General features: G+C 75.4%; 16 protein-coding genes. 11 read left to right on the plus strand and 5 right to left on the minus strand.

What is annotated here, in order from left to right:
* Positions 1-7 precede the first annotated feature (7 nt).
* The 10 genes from IEY75_RS04890 to IEY75_RS04935 all read left to right on the plus strand — a co-directional run bounded on the left by IEY75_RS04890 (position 8) and on the right by IEY75_RS04935 (position 11,404).
* Positions 8-1,012: a uroporphyrinogen decarboxylase/cobalamine-independent methonine synthase family protein gene (locus tag IEY75_RS04890; protein ID WP_189112960.1), complete on the plus strand. Its 1,005-nt coding sequence runs from the start codon at positions 8-10 to the stop codon at positions 1,010-1,012.
* 156 nt (positions 1,013-1,168) lie between these two features.
* Entirely contained in the window at positions 1,169-2,197 is a 1,029-nt protein-coding gene (locus tag IEY75_RS04895; RefSeq protein ID WP_229789351.1) for an ADP-ribosylglycohydrolase family protein, read from the plus strand.
* A 235-nt stretch (positions 2,198-2,432) separates the two neighbouring features.
* Complete coding sequence (gene ligA / locus IEY75_RS04900) at positions 2,433-4,544, plus strand: NAD-dependent DNA ligase LigA (protein WP_189112961.1); 2,112 nt, start codon at positions 2,433-2,435, stop codon at positions 4,542-4,544.
* Positions 4,545-4,689: 145 nt separating this feature from the next.
* A complete protein-coding gene (locus IEY75_RS04905; protein ID WP_189112962.1) occupies positions 4,690-6,846 on the plus strand; it encodes a putative bifunctional diguanylate cyclase/phosphodiesterase in 2,157 nt (718 codons plus the stop codon).
* A 45-nt stretch (positions 6,847-6,891) separates the two neighbouring features.
* Positions 6,892-7,191 carry an Asp-tRNA(Asn)/Glu-tRNA(Gln) amidotransferase subunit GatC gene (gene gatC, locus IEY75_RS04910; protein WP_189112963.1) on the plus strand — a complete coding sequence of 100 codons (300 nt, stop codon included), beginning with the start codon at positions 6,892-6,894 and terminating at the stop codon, positions 7,189-7,191.
* Positions 7,192-7,193: 2 nt separating this feature from the next.
* Positions 7,194-8,669 (plus strand): Asp-tRNA(Asn)/Glu-tRNA(Gln) amidotransferase subunit GatA, encoded by a 1,476-nt coding sequence (gene gatA, locus IEY75_RS04915; RefSeq protein ID WP_189112964.1) that lies wholly within the window; start codon positions 7,194-7,196, stop codon positions 8,667-8,669.
* An 11-nt stretch (positions 8,670-8,680) separates the two neighbouring features.
* Positions 8,681-10,072, plus strand: a complete 1,392-nt coding sequence (locus IEY75_RS04920) for an AAA family ATPase (protein ID WP_189112965.1) — start codon at positions 8,681-8,683, stop codon at positions 10,070-10,072.
* Positions 10,069-10,698 carry a DUF4276 family protein gene (locus IEY75_RS04925; protein ID WP_189112966.1) on the plus strand — a complete coding sequence of 210 codons (630 nt, stop codon included), beginning with the start codon at positions 10,069-10,071 and terminating at the stop codon, positions 10,696-10,698. The genes IEY75_RS04920 and IEY75_RS04925 overlap by 4 nt, the downstream gene beginning before the upstream one ends.
* 2 nt (positions 10,699-10,700) lie before the next feature.
* The gene (locus tag IEY75_RS04930) at positions 10,701-10,907 is read left to right on the plus strand and encodes an RNA-binding S4 domain-containing protein (protein WP_189112967.1); all 207 of its coding nucleotides are present in this window, start codon (positions 10,701-10,703) and stop codon (positions 10,905-10,907) included.
* Between the two features lie 32 nt (positions 10,908-10,939).
* Complete coding sequence (locus tag IEY75_RS04935; protein WP_229789352.1) at positions 10,940-11,404, plus strand: OsmC family protein; 465 nt, start codon at positions 10,940-10,942, stop codon at positions 11,402-11,404.
* Between the two features lie 35 nt (positions 11,405-11,439).
* Here the strand turns inward: IEY75_RS04935 and IEY75_RS04940 are convergent, their stop codons facing one another.
* Complete coding sequence (locus IEY75_RS04940) at positions 11,440-12,132, minus strand: YqeB family protein (RefSeq protein WP_189112969.1); 693 nt, start codon at positions 12,130-12,132, stop codon at positions 11,440-11,442.
* Positions 12,133-12,265: 133 nt separating this feature from the next.
* On the opposite strand from IEY75_RS04940, the gene gatB reads away from it, so the two are divergent.
* Positions 12,266-13,759, plus strand: a complete 1,494-nt coding sequence (gatB, locus tag IEY75_RS04945) for an Asp-tRNA(Asn)/Glu-tRNA(Gln) amidotransferase subunit GatB (RefSeq protein ID WP_189112970.1) — start codon at positions 12,266-12,268, stop codon at positions 13,757-13,759.
* Positions 13,760-13,783: 24 nt separating this feature from the next.
* Here the strand turns inward: gatB and IEY75_RS04950 are convergent, their stop codons facing one another.
* The 4 genes from IEY75_RS04950 to IEY75_RS20760 form a co-directional block, all read right to left on the minus strand.
* Positions 13,784-14,293, minus strand: a complete 510-nt coding sequence (locus IEY75_RS04950) for a hypothetical protein (RefSeq protein ID WP_189112971.1) — start codon at positions 14,291-14,293, stop codon at positions 13,784-13,786.
* Positions 14,294-14,310: 17 nt separating this feature from the next.
* Positions 14,311-15,189: a matrixin family metalloprotease gene (locus tag IEY75_RS04955; RefSeq protein WP_189112972.1), complete on the minus strand. Its 879-nt coding sequence runs from the start codon at positions 15,187-15,189 to the stop codon at positions 14,311-14,313.
* A gap of 235 nt (positions 15,190-15,424) precedes the next feature.
* The gene (locus IEY75_RS20755; RefSeq protein ID WP_229789353.1) at positions 15,425-17,059 is read right to left on the minus strand and encodes a metallophosphoesterase family protein; all 1,635 of its coding nucleotides are present in this window, start codon (positions 17,057-17,059) and stop codon (positions 15,425-15,427) included.
* The gene (locus tag IEY75_RS20760) at positions 16,957-18,135 is read right to left on the minus strand and encodes a PQQ-dependent sugar dehydrogenase (protein WP_229789354.1); all 1,179 of its coding nucleotides are present in this window, start codon (positions 18,133-18,135) and stop codon (positions 16,957-16,959) included. Before IEY75_RS20760 ends, IEY75_RS20755 begins: the two co-directional genes overlap by 103 nt.
* Positions 18,136-18,246: the final 111 nt, after the last annotated feature.

The following is an 18,246-nucleotide window of genomic DNA, read 5'->3' on the forward strand; positions in this document are numbered from 1 at the left end:
GGCGCTCATGAGTGCGCAGACGTGGCCCTGGCCGGCGGGCTCCGCCACCGGCATCGGTTCCCTGCCCGGCACCGACGTGGCCGAGGCGCAGCGGATGGTGCTCGGCGAGCTGGGTGACCTGCCGCACCTGGTCGAGCTGCCCGGCCGCGGTCCCGGCGCCGACCTGGTCGGCCGCGGTGCCGGCCTGCTCGCCGCGCTGCCGGTCGAGCTGTACGCCGCGCGCTGGCAACTGGCCAGCCACCCCGGCCGGGACCTGCGGGTGACCCGGGACCTGATGGAGCGCGACCTCGACCAGCTCACGGCCGCCGCTGACGGCTACACCGGCCCGCTGAAGGTGCAGGTCGCCGGCCCGTGGACGCTGGCGGCGAGCCTGGAGCTGCCCCGGGGCGGCCCGGCGCTGGCCGACCCGGGCGCGGCCCGGGACGTCGCCGGGGCGCTGGCCGAGGGGGTCCGGGTCCACGTGGCCGACGTCGCGGCGCGCGTCCCGGGCGCCCACCTCCTGCTGCAACTGGACGAGCCGCTGCTGCCGGCGGTGCTCGCCGGGCGGATTCCCACCGCGAGCACGCTGTCGGCGATCCGCCCGGTCGAGGCCGACCTGGCCCGGTCGGCGCTCGCGGCGGTCGTCGAGGGGGCGGGCGTGCCGACGACCGTCCACTGCTGCGCCGCGGACGCGCCGGTGGCGCTGATCGCCTCGGCCGGGGCGGCCGCCGTGGCGGTCGACCTCGACCAGATGGGCGACCTGGATGAACTCGGCGGGGCGCTGGACCGTGGTCTGGGGTTGTTCGCCGGTGCCGCCAGCACCGATCCGCAGGTACCGGCGAGCGCCCAGGTGGTCGCGGACCGGGTGCAGCGGCTGTGGCACGTCCTCGGCTTCGCGCCGGAGCTGCTCCCGCGTCAGGTGGTCGTGACGCCCGCCTGTGGTCTCGCGGGCGCTTCGGCGACCCGTGCCCGCGCCCTGCTCACGGCGTGTCACGAGGCCGCCCGGGAGCTCCGTGACCGGATTGGCGCATAGATCACCATCGGACTATGGTTCACGACCATCAATGGAAGGAGTTGCCGTGATTGGCCGCTTGCACTCGTTTGTGCTCGCCTGTCCCGGTCCGACCGGGCTGCGGTCCACCGCGGCGACCTCGCGACCTCCCGTCCCGCCGACCACGGTCGGGGGCGCGTGGTCCGGTCGGCTGTGGAGCTGACGGTGCGGCGGGTCACCGGATCACTGTTCGGGCTCGCGTACGGCGACGCGCTGGGCGCGCCCACCGAGTTCCTCGGCTACCCCGCCATCGTCGCCCGGTACGGCTCCGGCGGCCCCCGCGACCTGGTCGGCGACCCCGCCCGGGTCACCGACGACACCCAGCTCGCGCTGGCCGTCGCCTGGTCCCTGCACGACGCCGACGGCCCCACGCCGGACCTGCTCGAACCGCTGCTGCGCGCCCGGTTCGTCGCCTGGGCGATGAGCGCCGACCAGACCCGCGCCCCCGGCCGCACCTGCCTGGAGGCGATCGGCCGGCTGGCCGCCGGGCTGCCGTGGCGGGAGGCGACCGTGACAGCGTCCAAGGGCTGCGGCGCGAACATGCGGGCCACCCCGGTCGGCCTGCTGCGCGGGCTGGACACCGACACCCTGGCCGGAATGGCGCAGTTCCAGGCCGCACTCACCCACGGTCACCCCACGGCCGTCGCGGCGGCCGAGCTGACCGCGCTGGCGGTGTGGGTGCTGCGCGACGGCGCGCCGCTGGGCCGGGTGCCCGGCCTGCTGCGGGCCCGGTGCGACTCGCAGCGCACGGTGTACCGCGGCGAGTGGCTGGGCGACCTGTGGCACCAGCCGGGCATCGACAGCCCGGCGGAGTTCACCGCCCGCGGGTGGGGCGAGTGCGCCGCCGCCCTCGACCGGCTGGAGGCCGCGCTCACCGCCCCGGACGACGGCGGCGACGCCTGCCTGGCCACCGGTGCCGGGTGGGTCGCCGAGGAGGCGCTGGCCACGGCGCTGTACTGCGCGGTCCGGCACCGGGACGACCCGGTCGCGGGCCTCGGCCGCGCCGCCGCGACCTCGGGCGACTCCGACTCGATCGCCGCGCTGGCCGGCGCGCTGCTGGGGGCGGCGCACGGGATGGAGGGCTGGCCGGCGGGGTGGGCGCACCGGATCGAGTACGCCGACCAGCTCCACCTGCTCGGGACCGCCTGGGAGGACGGGGCGGCCTGAGGGGTCGCCGGCCCCGCCGGTCCGGTCGCCGGCCCGCGGTCCGCCTGAGGGTCGCCGGCCCGCGGTCCGCGTGTCGCAGGCGGTGACTAGCGTGCCGGATGCGGCACTATCGCGAGAGCGCCGCGATCATGCGACCCGTGGTCGGGGCGCACCCGCACGCATCCGGCGCCGCGCCGGTCCGGTGCCCGGCTGTGCCGCGCCCTGGCCGCGGCGCCGCCAGCACGGAGGTCAACCGGTGTCCGACGCAGCGCAAGTCAGCCCCGCCCCCGGCGACGGCGGCGCCGAGCCGCCGCCCGAGGCCCGCGCCCGGCACGCCCGGCTCGCCGAGGAGGTGGGCACGCACCAGTTCCGCTACTACGTCCTGGACGCCCCGACCGTCCCCGACGCGGAGTTCGACGCGCTGCTGCGCACGCTGGCGGCGCTGGAGGAGCAGTACCCGGCGCTGCGCACCCCGGACTCGCCGACGCAGCGGGTCGGCGGCACGTTCTCGACCGACTTCACGCCCGTGGCGCACGCGCAGCGGATGCTCTCGCTGGACAACGCCTTCGACGACGCGGAGCTGGCGGCGTGGGCCGAGCGGGTCACCCGCGATGCGGGCGGCCCGGTCGGCTACCTGTGCGAGGTCAAGGTCGACGGCCTGGCGATCAACCTCACGTACGAGGACGGCCGGCTGGTGCGCGCCGCGACCCGCGGCGACGGGCGCACGGGCGAGGACGTGACGGCCAACGTCCGCACGATCGCCGACGTCCCCGACCGGCTCACCGGCGCGGACCTGCCCGCGCTGCTGGAGGTCCGCGGCGAGGTGTACTTCCCGGTGGCGGCGTTCGCCGCGCTCAACGCGGCCCTGGTGGAGCAGGGCCGGGCACCCTTCGCCAACCCGCGCAACGCCGCGGCCGGCAGCCTGCGGCAGAAGGACCCGCGGGTCACCGCCTCGCGCCGGCTGCGGATGGTGGTGCACGGCGTCGGGGCCCGCGCCGGCTTCGCCCCGGTCTCGCAGTCCGCGGCCTACGCGACGATGGGCGCCTGGGGCCTGCCGGTCAGCGACCTGTGGCGGCCGGCGCCGGACCTGGCCGCCGTACGGGAGTACGTCGGGCACTACGCGGCGCACCGGCACGACGTGGCGCACGAGATCGACGGCGTCGTGGTCAAGGTGGACGACGTGGCTGTGCAGGGGCGGCTCGGCTCGACCAGCCGCGCGCCGCGCTGGGCGATCGCCTACAAGTACCCGCCCGAGGAGGTCACCACGCTGCTGCGCGACATCCAGGTCAACGTCGGGCGCACGGGCCGGGTGACCCCGTTCGCGGTCCTGGAGCCGGTGCTCGTGGCCGGTTCGACCGTGGCGCTGGCCACCCTGCACAACGCGCAGGAGGTGGCCCGCAAGGGCGTGCTGATCGGGGACACCGTGGTGCTGCGCAAGGCCGGCGACGTGATCCCCGAGGTGCTCGGCCCGGTGGTCGAGCGGCGGCCGGCCGACGCGCGGGCGTTCGTGATGCCCGACCACTGCCCGGTGTGCGGCACCGCGCTGGCGCCGGCCAAGGAGGGCGACATCGACATCCGCTGCCCGAACCGCCGGTCCTGCCCGGCCCAGTTGCGCGAGCGGGTGTTCCACCTGGCCGGCCGCGGCGCCCTGGACATCGAGGTGCTCGGGGTGAAGGCGGCCAACGCGCTGCTGGACTCCGGGGTCATCGCCGACGAGGGCGACCTGTTCGGGCTCGACGCGGCGGCGCTGGCCCGGTGTCCGTTCTTCGTGAACAAGGACGGATCGTTGGGCAGCAATGCCGCAAAGCTACTGGAGCACCTGGAGGTGGCCAAGGGCAGGCCACTGTGGAGAGTTATTGTCGCGTTGTCCATCCGCCACGTCGGGCCGACGTCCGCGCAGGGGCTGGCCAGGCACTTCCGGTCGCTGGACGCCATTGCCGAGGCGGCCGTCGACGAATTGGCCGCGGCAGAAGGGGTCGGTCCGACTATCGCGGAAAGCGTCCGGCAATGGTTTGCTGTGGACTGGCACCGTGAGGTCGTGGCGAAGTGGCGCGCCGCCGGGGTGCGGATGGCGGAGGAGTCGGCCGAGCAGGGACCGCGCCCGTTGGAGGGGATGACGGTGGTGGTGACCGGCACGCTCGCGGCGTACTCGCGGGACCAGGCCACCGAGGCGGTGGCGGCGCGCGGAGGGAAAGTCAGTGGATCCGTTTCGAAGAAGACCAGTTTCGTGGTCGTGGGGGACAACCCCGGCAGCAAATACGACAAGGCGTTGACGCTCGGGGTGCCGGTGCTCGACGAGGCCGGTTTCGCGGTACTGCTCGACCGGGGTCCCGAGGCCGCCGAGGCGGTCGCCGAGCGCGGCGAGTAGGACGGCCCGCACTCCGGGATTGCAAATTTGTTACAAGTTAGTCCGGTTAGTCCCTTAGTGTCCGTTACTCCGTAGCGTGTACACGAAGTAGGAACGGCCCCGCCCGGCGACGGTCGTAGCCGGATGAGGCGTCGGAGGTTCGTCCATGGGGCCTGAAGCGTCGCGGAACACGGTTCCCCGCGACCGGGCGGTACCGCTCTACGGCTTCGCCCTGTTGATCACCATCGCCGCGGTCACGGCCTGCGCCGGCCCGCTGCGCCGCCTCGTCGACACGGTGCCCGACCTGCCGGCGGGCTTCTGGCTGATGGCGATCCTCGCGGTCGTCAGCGACGCCCGGCCCTTCGTCCCGCCCGGCCGCCGGGAGAGCTCGGCGATCTTCCCCTCGATCTGCTTCACCTTCGCGATCCTGCTCCAGTGGGGACTCGGCGCCGCCGCGGCGGTGCAGTGCGCGGCCGTCGTCGTGGCCGCGCTCCGGCAGCGGCAGGCGCTGTGGCGGGCGAGCTTCAACGTCGGGCAGTACACCCTCGCGCTCGCGGCCGCCGACCTGGTGCTGCGGCTGGGCGGGTCGGCGCCGCCGGGCGTACCGCAGCGGTGGGGCCAGGTGGCCCTGCTCGGGCTGGCCGGGCTGGCCTGGTTCGGCGTCAACAACGGCGCCGTGACCCTGGCCGTCCACCTGCGCTTCGGCGGCGGGTGGGCGCGCGCCTTCCCCGGCCTGGGGGTGGAGGCGCTGGCCACCGCCGCCCTGCTGCTGCTCAGCCCGATCATGCTCAGCGCCGCGTCGGCCACCCCGGCGCTGATTCCCCTAGTGCTCGTGCCGCTGTACGCGGTGTACCGGATGAGCCGGCTGGCCGCCGAGCAGATCGCCCGCGACCGGCTGGACACCCTCACCGGCCTGGCCAGCCGGACCGCCCTCGTCGCGGCCGTCGCCGCCCGGATCGCGGCCCCCGGCCGCGGCCGGCGCCCGCCGATGGCCCTGATCCTGCTCGACCTGGACCGCTTCCAGCACGTCAACGACGCCCTCGGCCACACCGTCGGCGACCAGCTCCTGGTCGAGGTCGGGCACCGGCTCACCGCGGCCGTCGGGCCCTCCGACGTGGTCGCGCGCCTCGGCGGCGACGAGTTCGCCGTCCTGTCCGTCGGCGTCGGCGGCGAGGCGCAGGCCCGGGAGCTGGCCGACCGGCTGTGCGCGGCCCTGCGCCCGCCCGTGGTCCTGGACGGGCTGCCGCTGGACGTGGACGCCTCGATGGGCATTGCGCTGTACCCGCGCCACGGCGACGACGTGCACACGCTGCTGCGCCGCGCCGACGTGGCGATGTACGAGGCCAAGCAGAGCAGCGCCGGGACCGCCGTGTACGCCCCGGAGTCCGACCACCACACCGCCGACCGGCTGGCCCTGCTCGCCGACCTGCGCCGGGCGCTGGAGGACCCGGCGGCCGACGAGATCGCCATGTATTACCAGCCCCAGGTGGACATCGCCACCGGCGAGGTCGTCGGCGTGGAGGCGCTGCTGCGCTGGCACCACCCGCGGCGCGGCCTGGTCGACCCGGAGGAGCTGATCCGGGTCGCCGAGCAGACGGCGGTGATGGCCCTGCTGACCCGGCGGGTCGTGGACACCGTCGTCCACCAGGTGGCCGCCTGGGCGGCGGCCGGCCGGCCGCTGCGCGCGTCGCTCAACGTCAGCGTCCGCGACCTGCACACCGGCGAACTCGTGGACCAGATCGCCCGGCTGCTCGCCGCGCACGACCTGCCGCCGTACCTGATCCAGTTGGAGATCACCGAGGGCGCGCTGATGGCCGACCCGCGCCGGGTGCTGGCCACCATCAGCCGGCTGGACCGCACCGGGGTGGCCATCGCGCTGGACGACTTCGGCACCGGCTACTCCTCGATGTCGCACCTGCGGCGGCTGCCGCTGACCGAGGTCAAGATCGACCGTTCGTTCGTCCTGGGCATGGCCGTGGACCCGGACGACGCGGCGATCGTCCGCTCGATCATCGAGCTGTCCGGCGCCCTCGGGCTGCGGGTGGTCGCCGAGGGCGTGGAGGACGAGCGGATCTGGCGGGCACTGCACGCCGCCGGCTGCCACGTCGCCCAGGGCTGGTTCCACGCCCGCCCGATGCCGGCCGACGAACTGATGACGTGGCTGGGGCGGTACCGGCCCGTGGTGCCCGCCCGCCTGCCGGCCCCGCGCCCGCTGGCCCCCCGCGACGGCGCCGCCGACGAGGCGCCCGCCGCCGCGACCGGCGCGACACGCGACGGACTCGCCGCGACCCCGGCCGCCTCGGCCAGCCCGCGCAGCAAATAGACTCCACGGGTCGCACCCGCACCCACCCGTCACCGAGGGGGACCGATGGCCGCCATCTCCCGCGAGGAGGTCGCGCACCTGGCGCGCCTGTCGCGGCTCGCCGTCACCGACGCCGAGCTGGACCAGTTCGCCGGGCAGCTCGACGTCATTCTCCAGGCGGTCGCCCGCGTCGGCGAGGTGGTGGCGGCGGACATCCCGCCGACCTCGCACTCGGTGCCGCTGACCAACGTCCTGCGCGCCGACGAGGTACGCCCCGGGCTGGCGCGGGACGAGGCGCTGGCCGGCGCGCCCGACGCGTACGAGGACCGTTTCCGGGTGCCGCGCATCCTGGACGAGGAGGCGTGAGCATGACCGATCTCACCACCGCGACCGCCGAGCAGCTCGGCCGCGCCATCGCCGCGGGCGAGTCGTCCGCGGAGGAGGTCACCCGGGCCCACCTGGACCGGATCGCCGCCGTGGACGCGCGCGTGCACGCCTTCCTGCACGTCGACGCCGACGGCGCGCTGGCCGCCGCCCGGGCCGTGGACGCCCGCCGCGCCGCCGGGGAGGCGCTCGGCCCGCTGGCCGGCGTGCCGGTCGCCGTCAAGGACGTGCTGTGCACCCGGGGGGTGCCGACCACCGCGGGCTCGAAGATCCTGGAGGGCTGGCGGCCGCCGTACGACGCGACGCTCGTCGCCCGCCTGCGCGAGGCCGGCATGGTGATCCTCGGCAAGACCAACATGGACGAGTTCGCGATGGGCTCCTCCACCGAGTACTCCGCGTACGGCCCGACCCGCAACCCGTGGGACCTCGGCCGGATCCCGGGCGGCTCCGGCGGCGGCTCGGCCGCGGCCGTGGCCGGCTACGAGGCCCCGCTGGCCATCGGCACCGACACCGGCGGCTCGATCCGCCAGCCGGGCGCGGTCACCGGCACCGTCGGCGTCAAACCCACCTACGGCGGCACCTCCCGCTACGGCCTGGTCGCCTTCTCGTCCTCGCTGGACACCCCGGGCCCCTGCGCCCGCACCGTCACCGACGCCGCTCTGCTGCACGCGGTGATCGGCGGCCACGACCCGATGGACTCCACGTCGATCCCCGCGCCCGTGCCGCCGGTCGTCGAGGCGGCCCGCCGGGGCGCCTCGGGCGACCTGTCCGGCGTCCGGCTGGGCGTGGTGGCCGAGTTCGCGGGCGACGGCGCCGAGCCGGGCGTGGCCGCGGTGTTCCGGGACACCGTCGCGCGCCTGACGAAGCTCGGCGCGGAGATCGTCGAGGTCTCCTGCCCCCACTTCGCGTACGCGCTGCCGGCGTACTACCTGATCGCGCCGAGCGAGTGCTCCTCGAACCTGGCCCGCTTCGACGGCGTCCGGTTCGGCCTGCGCACCGGCGACGACGGCCAGCGCTCGCTGGAGGAGGTCATGTCGATGACCCGCGAGGCGGGCTTCGGCGCGGAGGTGAAGCGGCGCATCATCCTCGGCGCGTACGCCCTGTCCTCGGGCTACTACGACGCGTACTACGGGCAGGCCCAGAAGGTCCGCACGCTGATCACCCGGGACTTCACGGCGGCGTTCGGCAGGGTCGACGCGCTGATCTCGCCCACGACCCCGTTCGTGGCGTTCCCGTTCGGCGCGCGCACCTCGGACCCGTACCAGATGTACCTGGCTGACCTGTACACGATCCCGACCAACCTGTACGGCGGCCCGGCGATCTCCGTACCGGCCGGCCTGTCCGACGGCCTCCCGGTCGGCCTCCAGGTGATGGCGCCGACGATGGCCGACGACCGGATGTACCGGGTCGCCGCCGCGCTGGAGGCCGCCGTCGGCCCGCTCGCGCCGCCGGCCTTGTAGCGGGAGTCGCCGTGCTCACCCGGATCGAGATCGACGGCTTCAAGACCTTCCGTGGCTTCGCACTGGACGTCCCGCCACTGCTCACGGTCGTCGGCCGCAACGCCGCGGGCAAGTCCAACCTTTTCGACGCGCTCCAGTTCCTGCGGCTGTTGGCGACGGAGCCCCTCCTCCACGCGGTGCAGCACACCCGCGGAGACCTGGCCGAACTGCTGCACCGCTACGCGGACGGCAGTCACGCCGACCGGATGCGGTTCGCGGTGGAGGTACTGCTCGACGGCGCTGCCGTGGACGCGTTCGGCGACCGGGCAGTGGTGACCCACTCCCGACTCCGCTACGAGGTGGAGATCGAAGCCCGCCGGGTCGACCTGAGCCTGCGACCATTCGTCGTCGACGAAAGGGTCCAGCGGATCAGGAAAGCCGACGACAGGTGGATCAGGCAGTTTCCGCCGCAGGTCGCCGAGCGGCTCGCGGTCTACTCGCTGAACCGCAAGCCGCTGCTGGACGTGGACGCCGACCCCGAGCGGCCACGGTTCAAGATCTACCAGCAGGGGTCACAGGGCCAGCCGCGCCAGCTACCGGCCGCCGATGCCACGGCGACGGCGCTGTCGAGCATCACGACCGCCAACGACTTTCCGCTTCTGTTCGCCCTCCAGCGTGAGATCGCCAACTGGCGCCTCCTCCACCTCGACCCGACGGCGCTGCGGATGGCGGACTCCTACGACGACCCGGACAGCCTCTCGGGTACGGGCCAACACCTGCCCAACACCCTGCGGCGCGTCAGCCGGGAGACGGGTACCGGGGATCGCCCCGAGGGAGTGCTGAACGATATCTCGGCGGACCTGGCCAGCGTCGTGGCCGGCATCCAGGGCGTGCGGATCAGCGACGACCCCGGACGCCGGCAGCGGCAGGTGGAGGTGCTCACCAACGGCGAGGCGCCGTTCCTGGCGCGCGTCTCGTCCGACGGCACGCTGCGTACCGTCGCGCTGCTTGCCGCCCTCTACGAGCCGCGCGGCGCGGGTCTCGTGTGCTTCGAGGAGCCCGAGAACGGGGTGTTCCCGCAGCGGTTGCAGGTACTGATGCGCCATCTGCGTACGCAGGTCGAACGCGGGCTTGAGCGGCGGATCTCCGGTGCGGCCGAGACGCCGGTCCAGCTTGTGGTCAGCAGCCACTCGCCGGCGATCCTGCACACCCTGTCCCACGATCCCGGCAGTCTCGTCCAGCAGAACGTGATCTGGCTGGACGCGGTGACGCGGACGGAGGGCAGCGGGCGGGTCAGCCGGGTGACCCGCTGGCGTGCCGTGCGCGACCGCGTGCAGCCCCTGCTCGCCGACCCGGAGGTCCACGTGGTGAGCGATGCCGAGATCGCCGCCTACGAGGTGCGCGAGTCGCTGGGCGACCCGTGAGATACCTGTCATGCGCTCTCCTGGCCGAGGGCACCAGCGACGACCGCATCTACCCGGGCCTGCTGGGGCGTGCGTTGGAACGCATGTGCGCGCACCACTTCGACTTTCCGGTGGAGGTCGCCGACGTGATGCCGGTTCGCTGCCGCACCGGTCCGCCCAGCGTGGAGGAGATCCTGGGTGTCGCGGCGCGCAACAGCGGCAGCTTCGACCTCGTCTTCGCGCACCGCGACGCCGGGGCGAACGGCGAGCGCGTCGAACGCGAGTGGCGGGAGCCGCTGCGGCAGCGGTGGACCGCCGCCACCGGGCGCCTGGTCACGGTGGTGCCGATGCGCGAGACGGAGGCCTGGATCCTCGCGGACGGACAGGCGCTCCGCCGCGCCCTGGGGGTGAGCTGGTCGGACGACGAGCTGGGCGTACCCCGGTCGGCGGCCGCCGTCGAGCGCGTACCTGATCCGAAGGTGCCGTTGCAGCAGCTCGGCATCCGCATCCGCCGGCCCGTCACCGACTACTACGAGCGGCTGGCCGGACTGATCACTCTGGACGTCCTCGACAAGGTGCCCTCTTTCGCCCGCTGGCGCGAGGACACGTTGCAGGCGTTGCGTGAGCTGTGGGGGAGTGGGAGATAGGGATGCGCGACATCGAGGTCGGGGCGGGTGGGATCCGGCTGGGTCAGCTACTCAAGCTGGCGGACCTGGTCGAGACCGGCGGGGACGCCAAGGAGCTGATCGCCGACGGGGAGGTCCGGGTCAACGGCGAGGTGGAGCGGCGGCGCGGCCGGCAGTTGGTCCGCGGCGACGTCGTCGCGCTGGGCGGCCGGCGCTGCCGCGTCGCCTGACGCGCGGCCCGCCGGTGTGCTGAGGTATGGGTATGCGCGAACACCAGTACGCCGTGACGGTCGCCTGGACCGGTGACCGCGGCGCCGGTACCACCGGCTACCGCTCCTACGACCGCACCCACGTGGTGACCGCCGACGGTCCGCCGCCGCTGGCCGGCAGCGCCGACCGGGCGTTCCACGGCGACGCCGACCGGTGGAACCCCGAGCAGCTCCTGCTCGCGGCCCTGGCCCAGTGCCACATGCTGTCCTATCTGCACCTGTGCGCCGTGGGCGGCGTCGTGGTCACCGGGTACACCGACCGGGCGGAGGGCGCGATGCGGGCCGGCCGCGAGGGCGGGTCCTTCACGTCCGCCACGCTGCGTCCCGAGGTCGTCGTCGCCGACCCGGGGATGTGCGAACGGGCCCTGGCGCTGCACGCCGACGCGCACCGGGCCTGCTTCATCGCCGCGTCGGTGAACTTCCCCGTGGCCCACGAGCCGACCGTGCTGACCCGCTGACGGGCGGCCTTGCGGGGTGGTTCAGCCGGGGTGGTTCAGCCGGGCGGGGTGGTCCGGCGCCAGTACTGGTCGCGTTTGCGGTCGTGCACGACGAGGTCCGCGGTGGCCACCGTGCGGCGCAGCTCGTCCGCGGTGTCGCGCAGGCCCCGCGCCCGGGCGTCGGCGCGCGCCTTCAGCAGCGCGTTGACGGTCGGGGTGAGGGCCGGGTCGTCCGGGACGAACCGGCGGTAGGACTTCTCGTGCGGGTCGCCGTCGGGGCACCACGGCCAGCGGTGGGCGGTCAGCGCCGCGCCGAGGCCGCCCGCGGGCAGGTCGCCCTTGACGCGCAGCGCCTCCTCGCCCGCGGCGCCGAGGACGACGACATCGGCGCGCTCGACGTACACCGCCGTCGTGGCCGCCCGCGGTACGGAGTGGGCGGCGCTGAGCCGGCGGATCGTCAGGGTGTCGTCGGTGACGGTGGCGGTGAGCTGCCCGGCCCACAGGTGGTAGGCGACGTACCCGCCGGCCAGGAGGCCGAGGACGGGGAAGCTCAGGGTGCCCAGCGGCTCGCCGAGAGCGGCGAGCCGACGCCACAGGCCGCCCAGCGGCAGCGGCACCCCGCCGTGCGCGACCAGCCAGTCGACGGCCCGGCGGGCTCCCCAGCCGAGCAGCGCGCCGCCCGCCGTGCAGGCGGCGACGCCGCCGCCCAGGACGCACCGTGACCGCCGCACCCGCGTCGCGCTCCCCATCGGGCCATTCTCCGCCACCGCGGCGCGCCGTGTCCGCCCCGCCCGCGCGCGCCGGTGGGGGAGCGCAGCCCGGGGCGGGCGTGGCGGCTAGGCTGGTGGGGTTGTCGGTCGGGTGTTCGCCGGGAGGCTGTGGATGGGCGCGATCGTGTCGCCGTCGTACGAGGACGTGACCAGTCGGTACGAGCCCGTGGTCGGCCTGGAGACGCACGTGGAGCTGGGTACGAACACCAAGATGTTCTGCGCCTGCCCCACCGGGTTCGGCGCCGCTCCGAACACCCAGATCTGCCCGGTGTGCCTGGGCCTGCCGGGCTCGCTGCCGGTGGCCAACGCCGCCGCGATCGAGGCGACGATCCGCATCGGGCTGGCGCTGAACTGCACCATCGCGTCGTGGTGCCGGTTCGCCCGGAAGAACTACTTCTACCCGGACATGCCGAAGAACTACCAGATCAGCCAGTACGACGAGCCCCTGTGCGGGGAGGGCTGGCTGGACATCGACCTCGACGGCGAGACGGTGCGGATCGGCATCGAGCGCGTGCACCTGGAGGAGGACACCGGCAAGACCCTCCACGTCGGCGGCGCCACCGGCCGCATCCACGGAGCCAGCGAGTCCCTGGTGGACTACAACCGGGCCGGCATCCCGCTCGTGGAGATCGTCACCAAGCCGATCCCCGGCACCGGCGCGCGCGCCCCGCAGGTCGCCCGGGCGTACGTCACCGAGCTGCGCGACGTGGTCCGCTCCCTGGGCGTCTCGGACGTGCGCATGGAGCAGGGCTCGATGCGCTGCGACGTCAACACCTCGCTGAACCTCCCGGGCGCCGCCTGGGGCACTCGCACCGAGACGAAGAACGTCAACTCGCTGCGCAGCGTCGAGCGCGCCGTGCGCAGTGAGATGGTCCGCCAGGCCGGCCTCCTGGACGCGGGCGTGCCGATCCACCAGGAGACGCGGCACTTCCACGAGGACACCGGCGACACCACGCCGGGCCGCTCGAAGGAGACGGCGACGGACTACCGGTACTTCCCCGAGCCCGACCTGGTGCCGCTGGCGCCGGACGCCGCCTGGGTGGCCGAGCTGAAGGACGCCCTGCCCGAGCTGCCGCGGGTACACCGCCAGCGGCTGCAGGCGGCGTGGGAGCTCAGCGACGCGGAGATGGCCGCGGTCCTCAACGCCGGCGCGGTCGAGCTAATCGAGCAGACCGTGGCGGCGGGCGCCACCGCGGCCGGCGCCCGCAAGTGGTGGCTCGGCGACCTGGCCCGGCGCGCCAACGAGCAGGGCGTCGAGCTGGCGGCGGTCGGTGTCACCCCCGCGCACGTCGCGGCGCTGCAGGCCCTGGTCGACGAGGGCCGGCTCAACGACAAGCTGGCCCGGGTGGTACTGGAGGGCGTCGTCGCGGGCGAGGGCGACCCGGCCGCCGTCATGTCCGCCCGCGGGCTGGCGGTCGTGTCCGACACCGGGGCGCTGACCGCCGCGGTGGACGCGGCGATCGAGGCCAACCCGGACGTCGCCGCCAAGGTCCGCGACGGCAAGGTCGCCGCCGCGGGCGCGCTCGTGGGGGCGGTCATGAAGACCACCGGCGGGCAGGCGGACGCGCGGACGGTCCGCGAACTGATCATCGCCCGACTTAGCTGACGGCCACGCCGCCCGGCCGGGGAGCTACTGGCAGACCGGGGCGCGGCGCGACGTGGGCCGGAACGTGACCACCGGGTGGACGCCCGCGGCGACCCGTCGCAGGTCGATGACGAACCGGGCCGTGCGCGGGTCGACCAGCGTCATGGTGCCGGCCGTGTAGCCGGTGTAGGTGCTCAGGCCGGCGTTGTCCGGCCGGGTCGCCGGCTCCGACCGCCGCGACGAGGCCAGCCACGTCCGGCCGCCGAACCGGGCGAACGCGATCCCGCAGTGGGTGTACAGGTCGTAGGGGTACGCCTCGCCGCGCACCGGCCGCCGCGGCCCCGTGCGCGGCCGGCCCGGGTCGGTCGGGTCCACGGAGGCGCCGCCGGGCCCGCGGGTCGGCGGGTCGGCGGCCGTGGCGGCGCCCGCCTGTGCGACCCCGGCGGGTGCGGCGGCGTCCCCCGCGGCGACGGGGGCGCACCCCGCGCCCCCCGCGAGCGCCGCGGCGAGGCCGAGGCCGGTGGCGGCGCGGCGGATGCCGGTGGTGCGGGGCATGGCGGGCCCTTCCGTGGTCACGGGTAGATCACCCGGCGCAGCAGATCCACGTCGCCGCGGTGCGGCTGGGTGCGGTCCAGCGCGTTATCGACCGGGTACATGCAGCTCGCGGTCGACGTGTTGTGGCCCACTCCCAGGGCGTGGCCGAGTTCGTGGCAGGCGGTGCTGCGCCGGTCGGCGGTGCTGGTGGCGTACCGGTCGTTCAGCCGGACCAGCACCGAACCGTCGACGAAGTTGCGCCCCATCGTCATGCGGTACGTGGTGTTGCCGGCCCAGCCGGACCCGAAGTCGCCGCTGCGCACCTCCACGCAGTGGCGCCGCTCCCGGGGGCAGCCGCGGTCGGTCCAGTGCGAGTCGACGCCGGGCGCGCGGTTCCAGGCCCGGACGGCCTCCTTGACCGGCCAGGCGCGCGGGGTCCGGTCGCGGAAGTGGACCTGCGGGTCGGGGTAGCCGGCCCAGGCCCAGCGGATCGGCGGGCAGCGGCCGTCCTCCAGGGCGTACGCGGTGCCGAGGCGGCACTGGCCGGCGCGCGCCGCGGCGGGGCGGCGGAGGCCGCGGACGCCCTGCCGGTCCAGTTCGCGGTACAGCTCCTGCGGCGTCACCCCGTCGCCCGGGGTGTACACGCCGACCTCCACGACGTCGTCGTTCACCTGTCGGGCGGACCACACCTCCCGGTCGCCCAGGCCGGCGGCGCCCGCCCCGGCCGCCGCGCCGACGGCGGAAGCGCCGGCCCCGGCCGCCGCGTCGACGGCGGAAGCGTCCGCCTCAGTCGTCGCGTTGCCGGCCGCGGTCACCGGAGGGGGTGTCCGCGCGGTCGCCGGGAGCGGCCCGGCGAGCAGCGCCGCGGCGGCCAGCGCCGCCCACACCCCCGTCCATGTCGGTCGGTCGTACCGCACGCGCCCTCCCGTCCGTGGGCGCCGCCGCGGGCAGCCGGTACGCCGGCGGGCACGCGGGGCCGTCGGACGCGGGCCGCCCGGCGGGGAAGCGGCGGGCGCGCGGAGCGGGCGGGGCGTGTGCGCGGTGCGACTGTCGCGCGGGGCGCATTCAGCTCCGGCCGGCGGCGCCCGGCGGCGCTGCGGACCGGGTCCGGCACCGCGGTGGGGCGTCCACCGTGGAGTAGACAGCGTGAGCCTAGTGAGTGTCGGTGGCGGCGGCAATACCTCTCGTCCCGGCCGCGGTCGCGGGCGGGACGGCCCCCACGACGTGGCGCTCCAGCGTCACCTGCGACTGTCCGGTCCCGCCGAGCCGGATGTCGTCGTACGCCTGGAGGCGCCGGGCGGTGTCGAAGTACAGGACCGACATCGACAGCGGCGTCGGCTCCCCGCCCTCCAGCCCGCGCAGGCCGGCCCCGCCGGTCGAGCCGGACACCGACAGCCAGGTCCGCTGGCGGCCGGGGGCGGCGGGCAGCGGCGCGAACGCGCGCTGGTGGGTGTGCCCGGCCAGGACGAGCGGGACGGTCCCGGTCAGCGAGGCCGCCGACACCGGGTCGTGGACGAGCGCCACGTCGACCGACGGGGAGGTGGCGCGGACGGTGGCGGCCAGGGCGGCACCGCTCTCGCGCAGTCGCTCCAGGCCCTGCTTGCCCTCGGTCGCGCCGGCCTTGTCGGGGGTGAACCGCGGGTCGCCGATCCCGGCCAGGCGCAGCCCGCCCACCTGGACGGCGCGGTTGTCCAGCACGACCGCGCCGCGCTGCCGGGCGACGGCGGCGGCGGTGCCGGCCGAGTCGTGGTTGCCGGGGATGAACACGTACGGCACGCCCAGGCCGCCGATGGCGTCCACGTACGACTGCTCCGGTTCGCTGCCCCAGTCGGTGATGTCGCCGGTGTCGATGACCAGGTCGACGTCGAACTGCTTCACGACCGTGCGGATCGTCGGCCAGGCGGTCGGGTTCAGGTGCAGGTCGGACACGTGCAGGGCGCGGACGGTGCCGGGCTGCGCCTCGAAGGTGGGCAGGGACGACACCGTGCTGTACAGCCGGCCGACGTTGGTCAGCAGCTTCTGCAGTTGGGCCGCGTACTCCTCGTACCGGTCGGCGACCTTGCGGGCGTCGCCGACCACGGCCGGCGCGTTGGTCAGCAGCCCCTCGTACCGCGGCTCGGCCAGCGCCTCCCGGCGGAAGGTCGCCCCGCCGGCCGCCAGCGCGGCCAGGGCCAGCGCCAGGGCCGTCACGGCCGCCGCGGCGACCCGCCGCCGGTCGCGCAGCACCACCCAGCCCAGTACGACGGCGCCCAGGACGGCCACGGCCACGGTCCGCAGGCCCAGCCGCACCAGGGCGTCGCCGAGGTCGGACAGGGCGGTGGCCCCGGCCTGGGCCACGCCGTCGGGCTCGGTGATCAGGGCGGTGGTCCGGCGCTGGTCGAGCCGGTCCAGCCGGACCGTGAGGTGGACGGGGCCGTCGTGGGAGTCCAGCAGCAGCTCGCCCAGCGGCGGGATCTCGATGTCGGTGTCGCCGGTGAGGGAGGGGGCGACGGCCAGCGTGCTGCGGAACGGCCCGAGGTCGGCGTCGAGCCGGGCCGCACCGGCCACCGCGAGTACCGCGCCGACGACCGCGACCAGCGCCACGGCCGCCGCGGGCCGGGCGCGCCGCGCCGGGCCCGCGACCCGCCGCGCCAGGGCCCCGGCCCGCCGCAGCGTGGCCAGGGTCCGGGCGCGCAGCCGGGCGGTCAGCGCCGCCCCGTCTCCGTACCCGCGCTGCTGACCCGCACGATCCGGTCGTCGTCGGCGACCGGGTTGCCGCGGCCGTCGTGGTTGGACGTGCTCACCCACAGGGACCCGTCGGGCGCCTTGACCGCCGTCCGCAGCCGGCCGAAGGTGCGCAGGCTGGCCACGGGCTCGCCGACGACGCCGCCGTCGGCGCCCAGCTTGACCGCCCACACCCGGGTACCGCGCAGGCACGCGGCGTGGAACGTGTCGCCGATGATCGCCGCGCCGGAGCAGGAGGACTCCGCGGTGGTCCACACCACCAGCGGGTCGACGTACCGCGGGTCGCTGCCCTTGCCCTCGACGATCGGCCAGCCGTAGTTCTTGCCCGGTTCGATCCGGTTCAGCTCGTCCCAGGTGTTCTGGCCGAACTCGGTGGCGAACATGCGGCCGGCGGAGTCCCAGGCGAAGCCCTGGACGTTGCGGTGGCCGTAGGACCAGACCAGCGAGTCGGGGAACGGGTTGCCCGGGGCCGGCCTGCCCTCGGGCGTCATCCGCAGCACCTTGCCGCCTAGGCTCTTGAGGTCCTGGCTGTTGCCGGTGCGGCTGGCGTCGCCGGTGCTGGCGTAGAGGAAGCCGTCCGGGCCGAACCCGAGCCGGCCGCCGTTGTGGATGCCCGAGATCGGGATCCCGGTGACGATCGGCGTCGGCCGGCCGCCGAGCGTGAGCTTGGCGATCCGGTTGTCCTGCCCGGTGGTGTAGTACAGGAAGACGGTCCTGTCGGTGGCGTACCGCGGGGACACGGCGAGGCCGAGCAGCCCGCCCTCGCCGTTGGCGTCGGCCTCGGTGATCGTCTGGATCGGGGTGACCGTCAGGCCGCCGCTGTCGGAGGCCGGGCCGACCCGCAGCAGGCGGCGGCTGTCCCGCTCGGTCACCAGCGCGCCGCCGTCGGGCAGGAAGTCGATGCCCCACGGTACGCGCAGGCGGCTGGCCAGCACGGACACCGCCGGCTCGCCGTCGTCGGGCGCGGTGGCGGCGACGCCCTTGCGGGCGGCGCCGGCGCTCTCGACGACCGGCGGCGCGCCGAGCCCGCAGCCGGACAGCGCCAGGAGCGCGGCGAGCGCGGTGCCGGCCGCGGCGCCGCGGCGGAGGCGTCGGCCGGTGGGGCGGCCGGTGGGGGGGCATCGATCCAGGGGCGTCATCCAGGCAGCGTAGCCCGGTCCGGGGCGCCGTGGCGTCGCCCGTTGCGCCGGGTGGGAACGCCGGAGTCGGCCGGTCCGCCCGGCCGGGGGTGAACCGCCCGAAACGGTCCG

Source organism: Pilimelia terevasa (assembly GCF_014647915.1).
Classification (GTDB): domain Bacteria; phylum Actinomycetota; class Actinomycetes; order Mycobacteriales; family Micromonosporaceae; genus Pilimelia; species Pilimelia terevasa.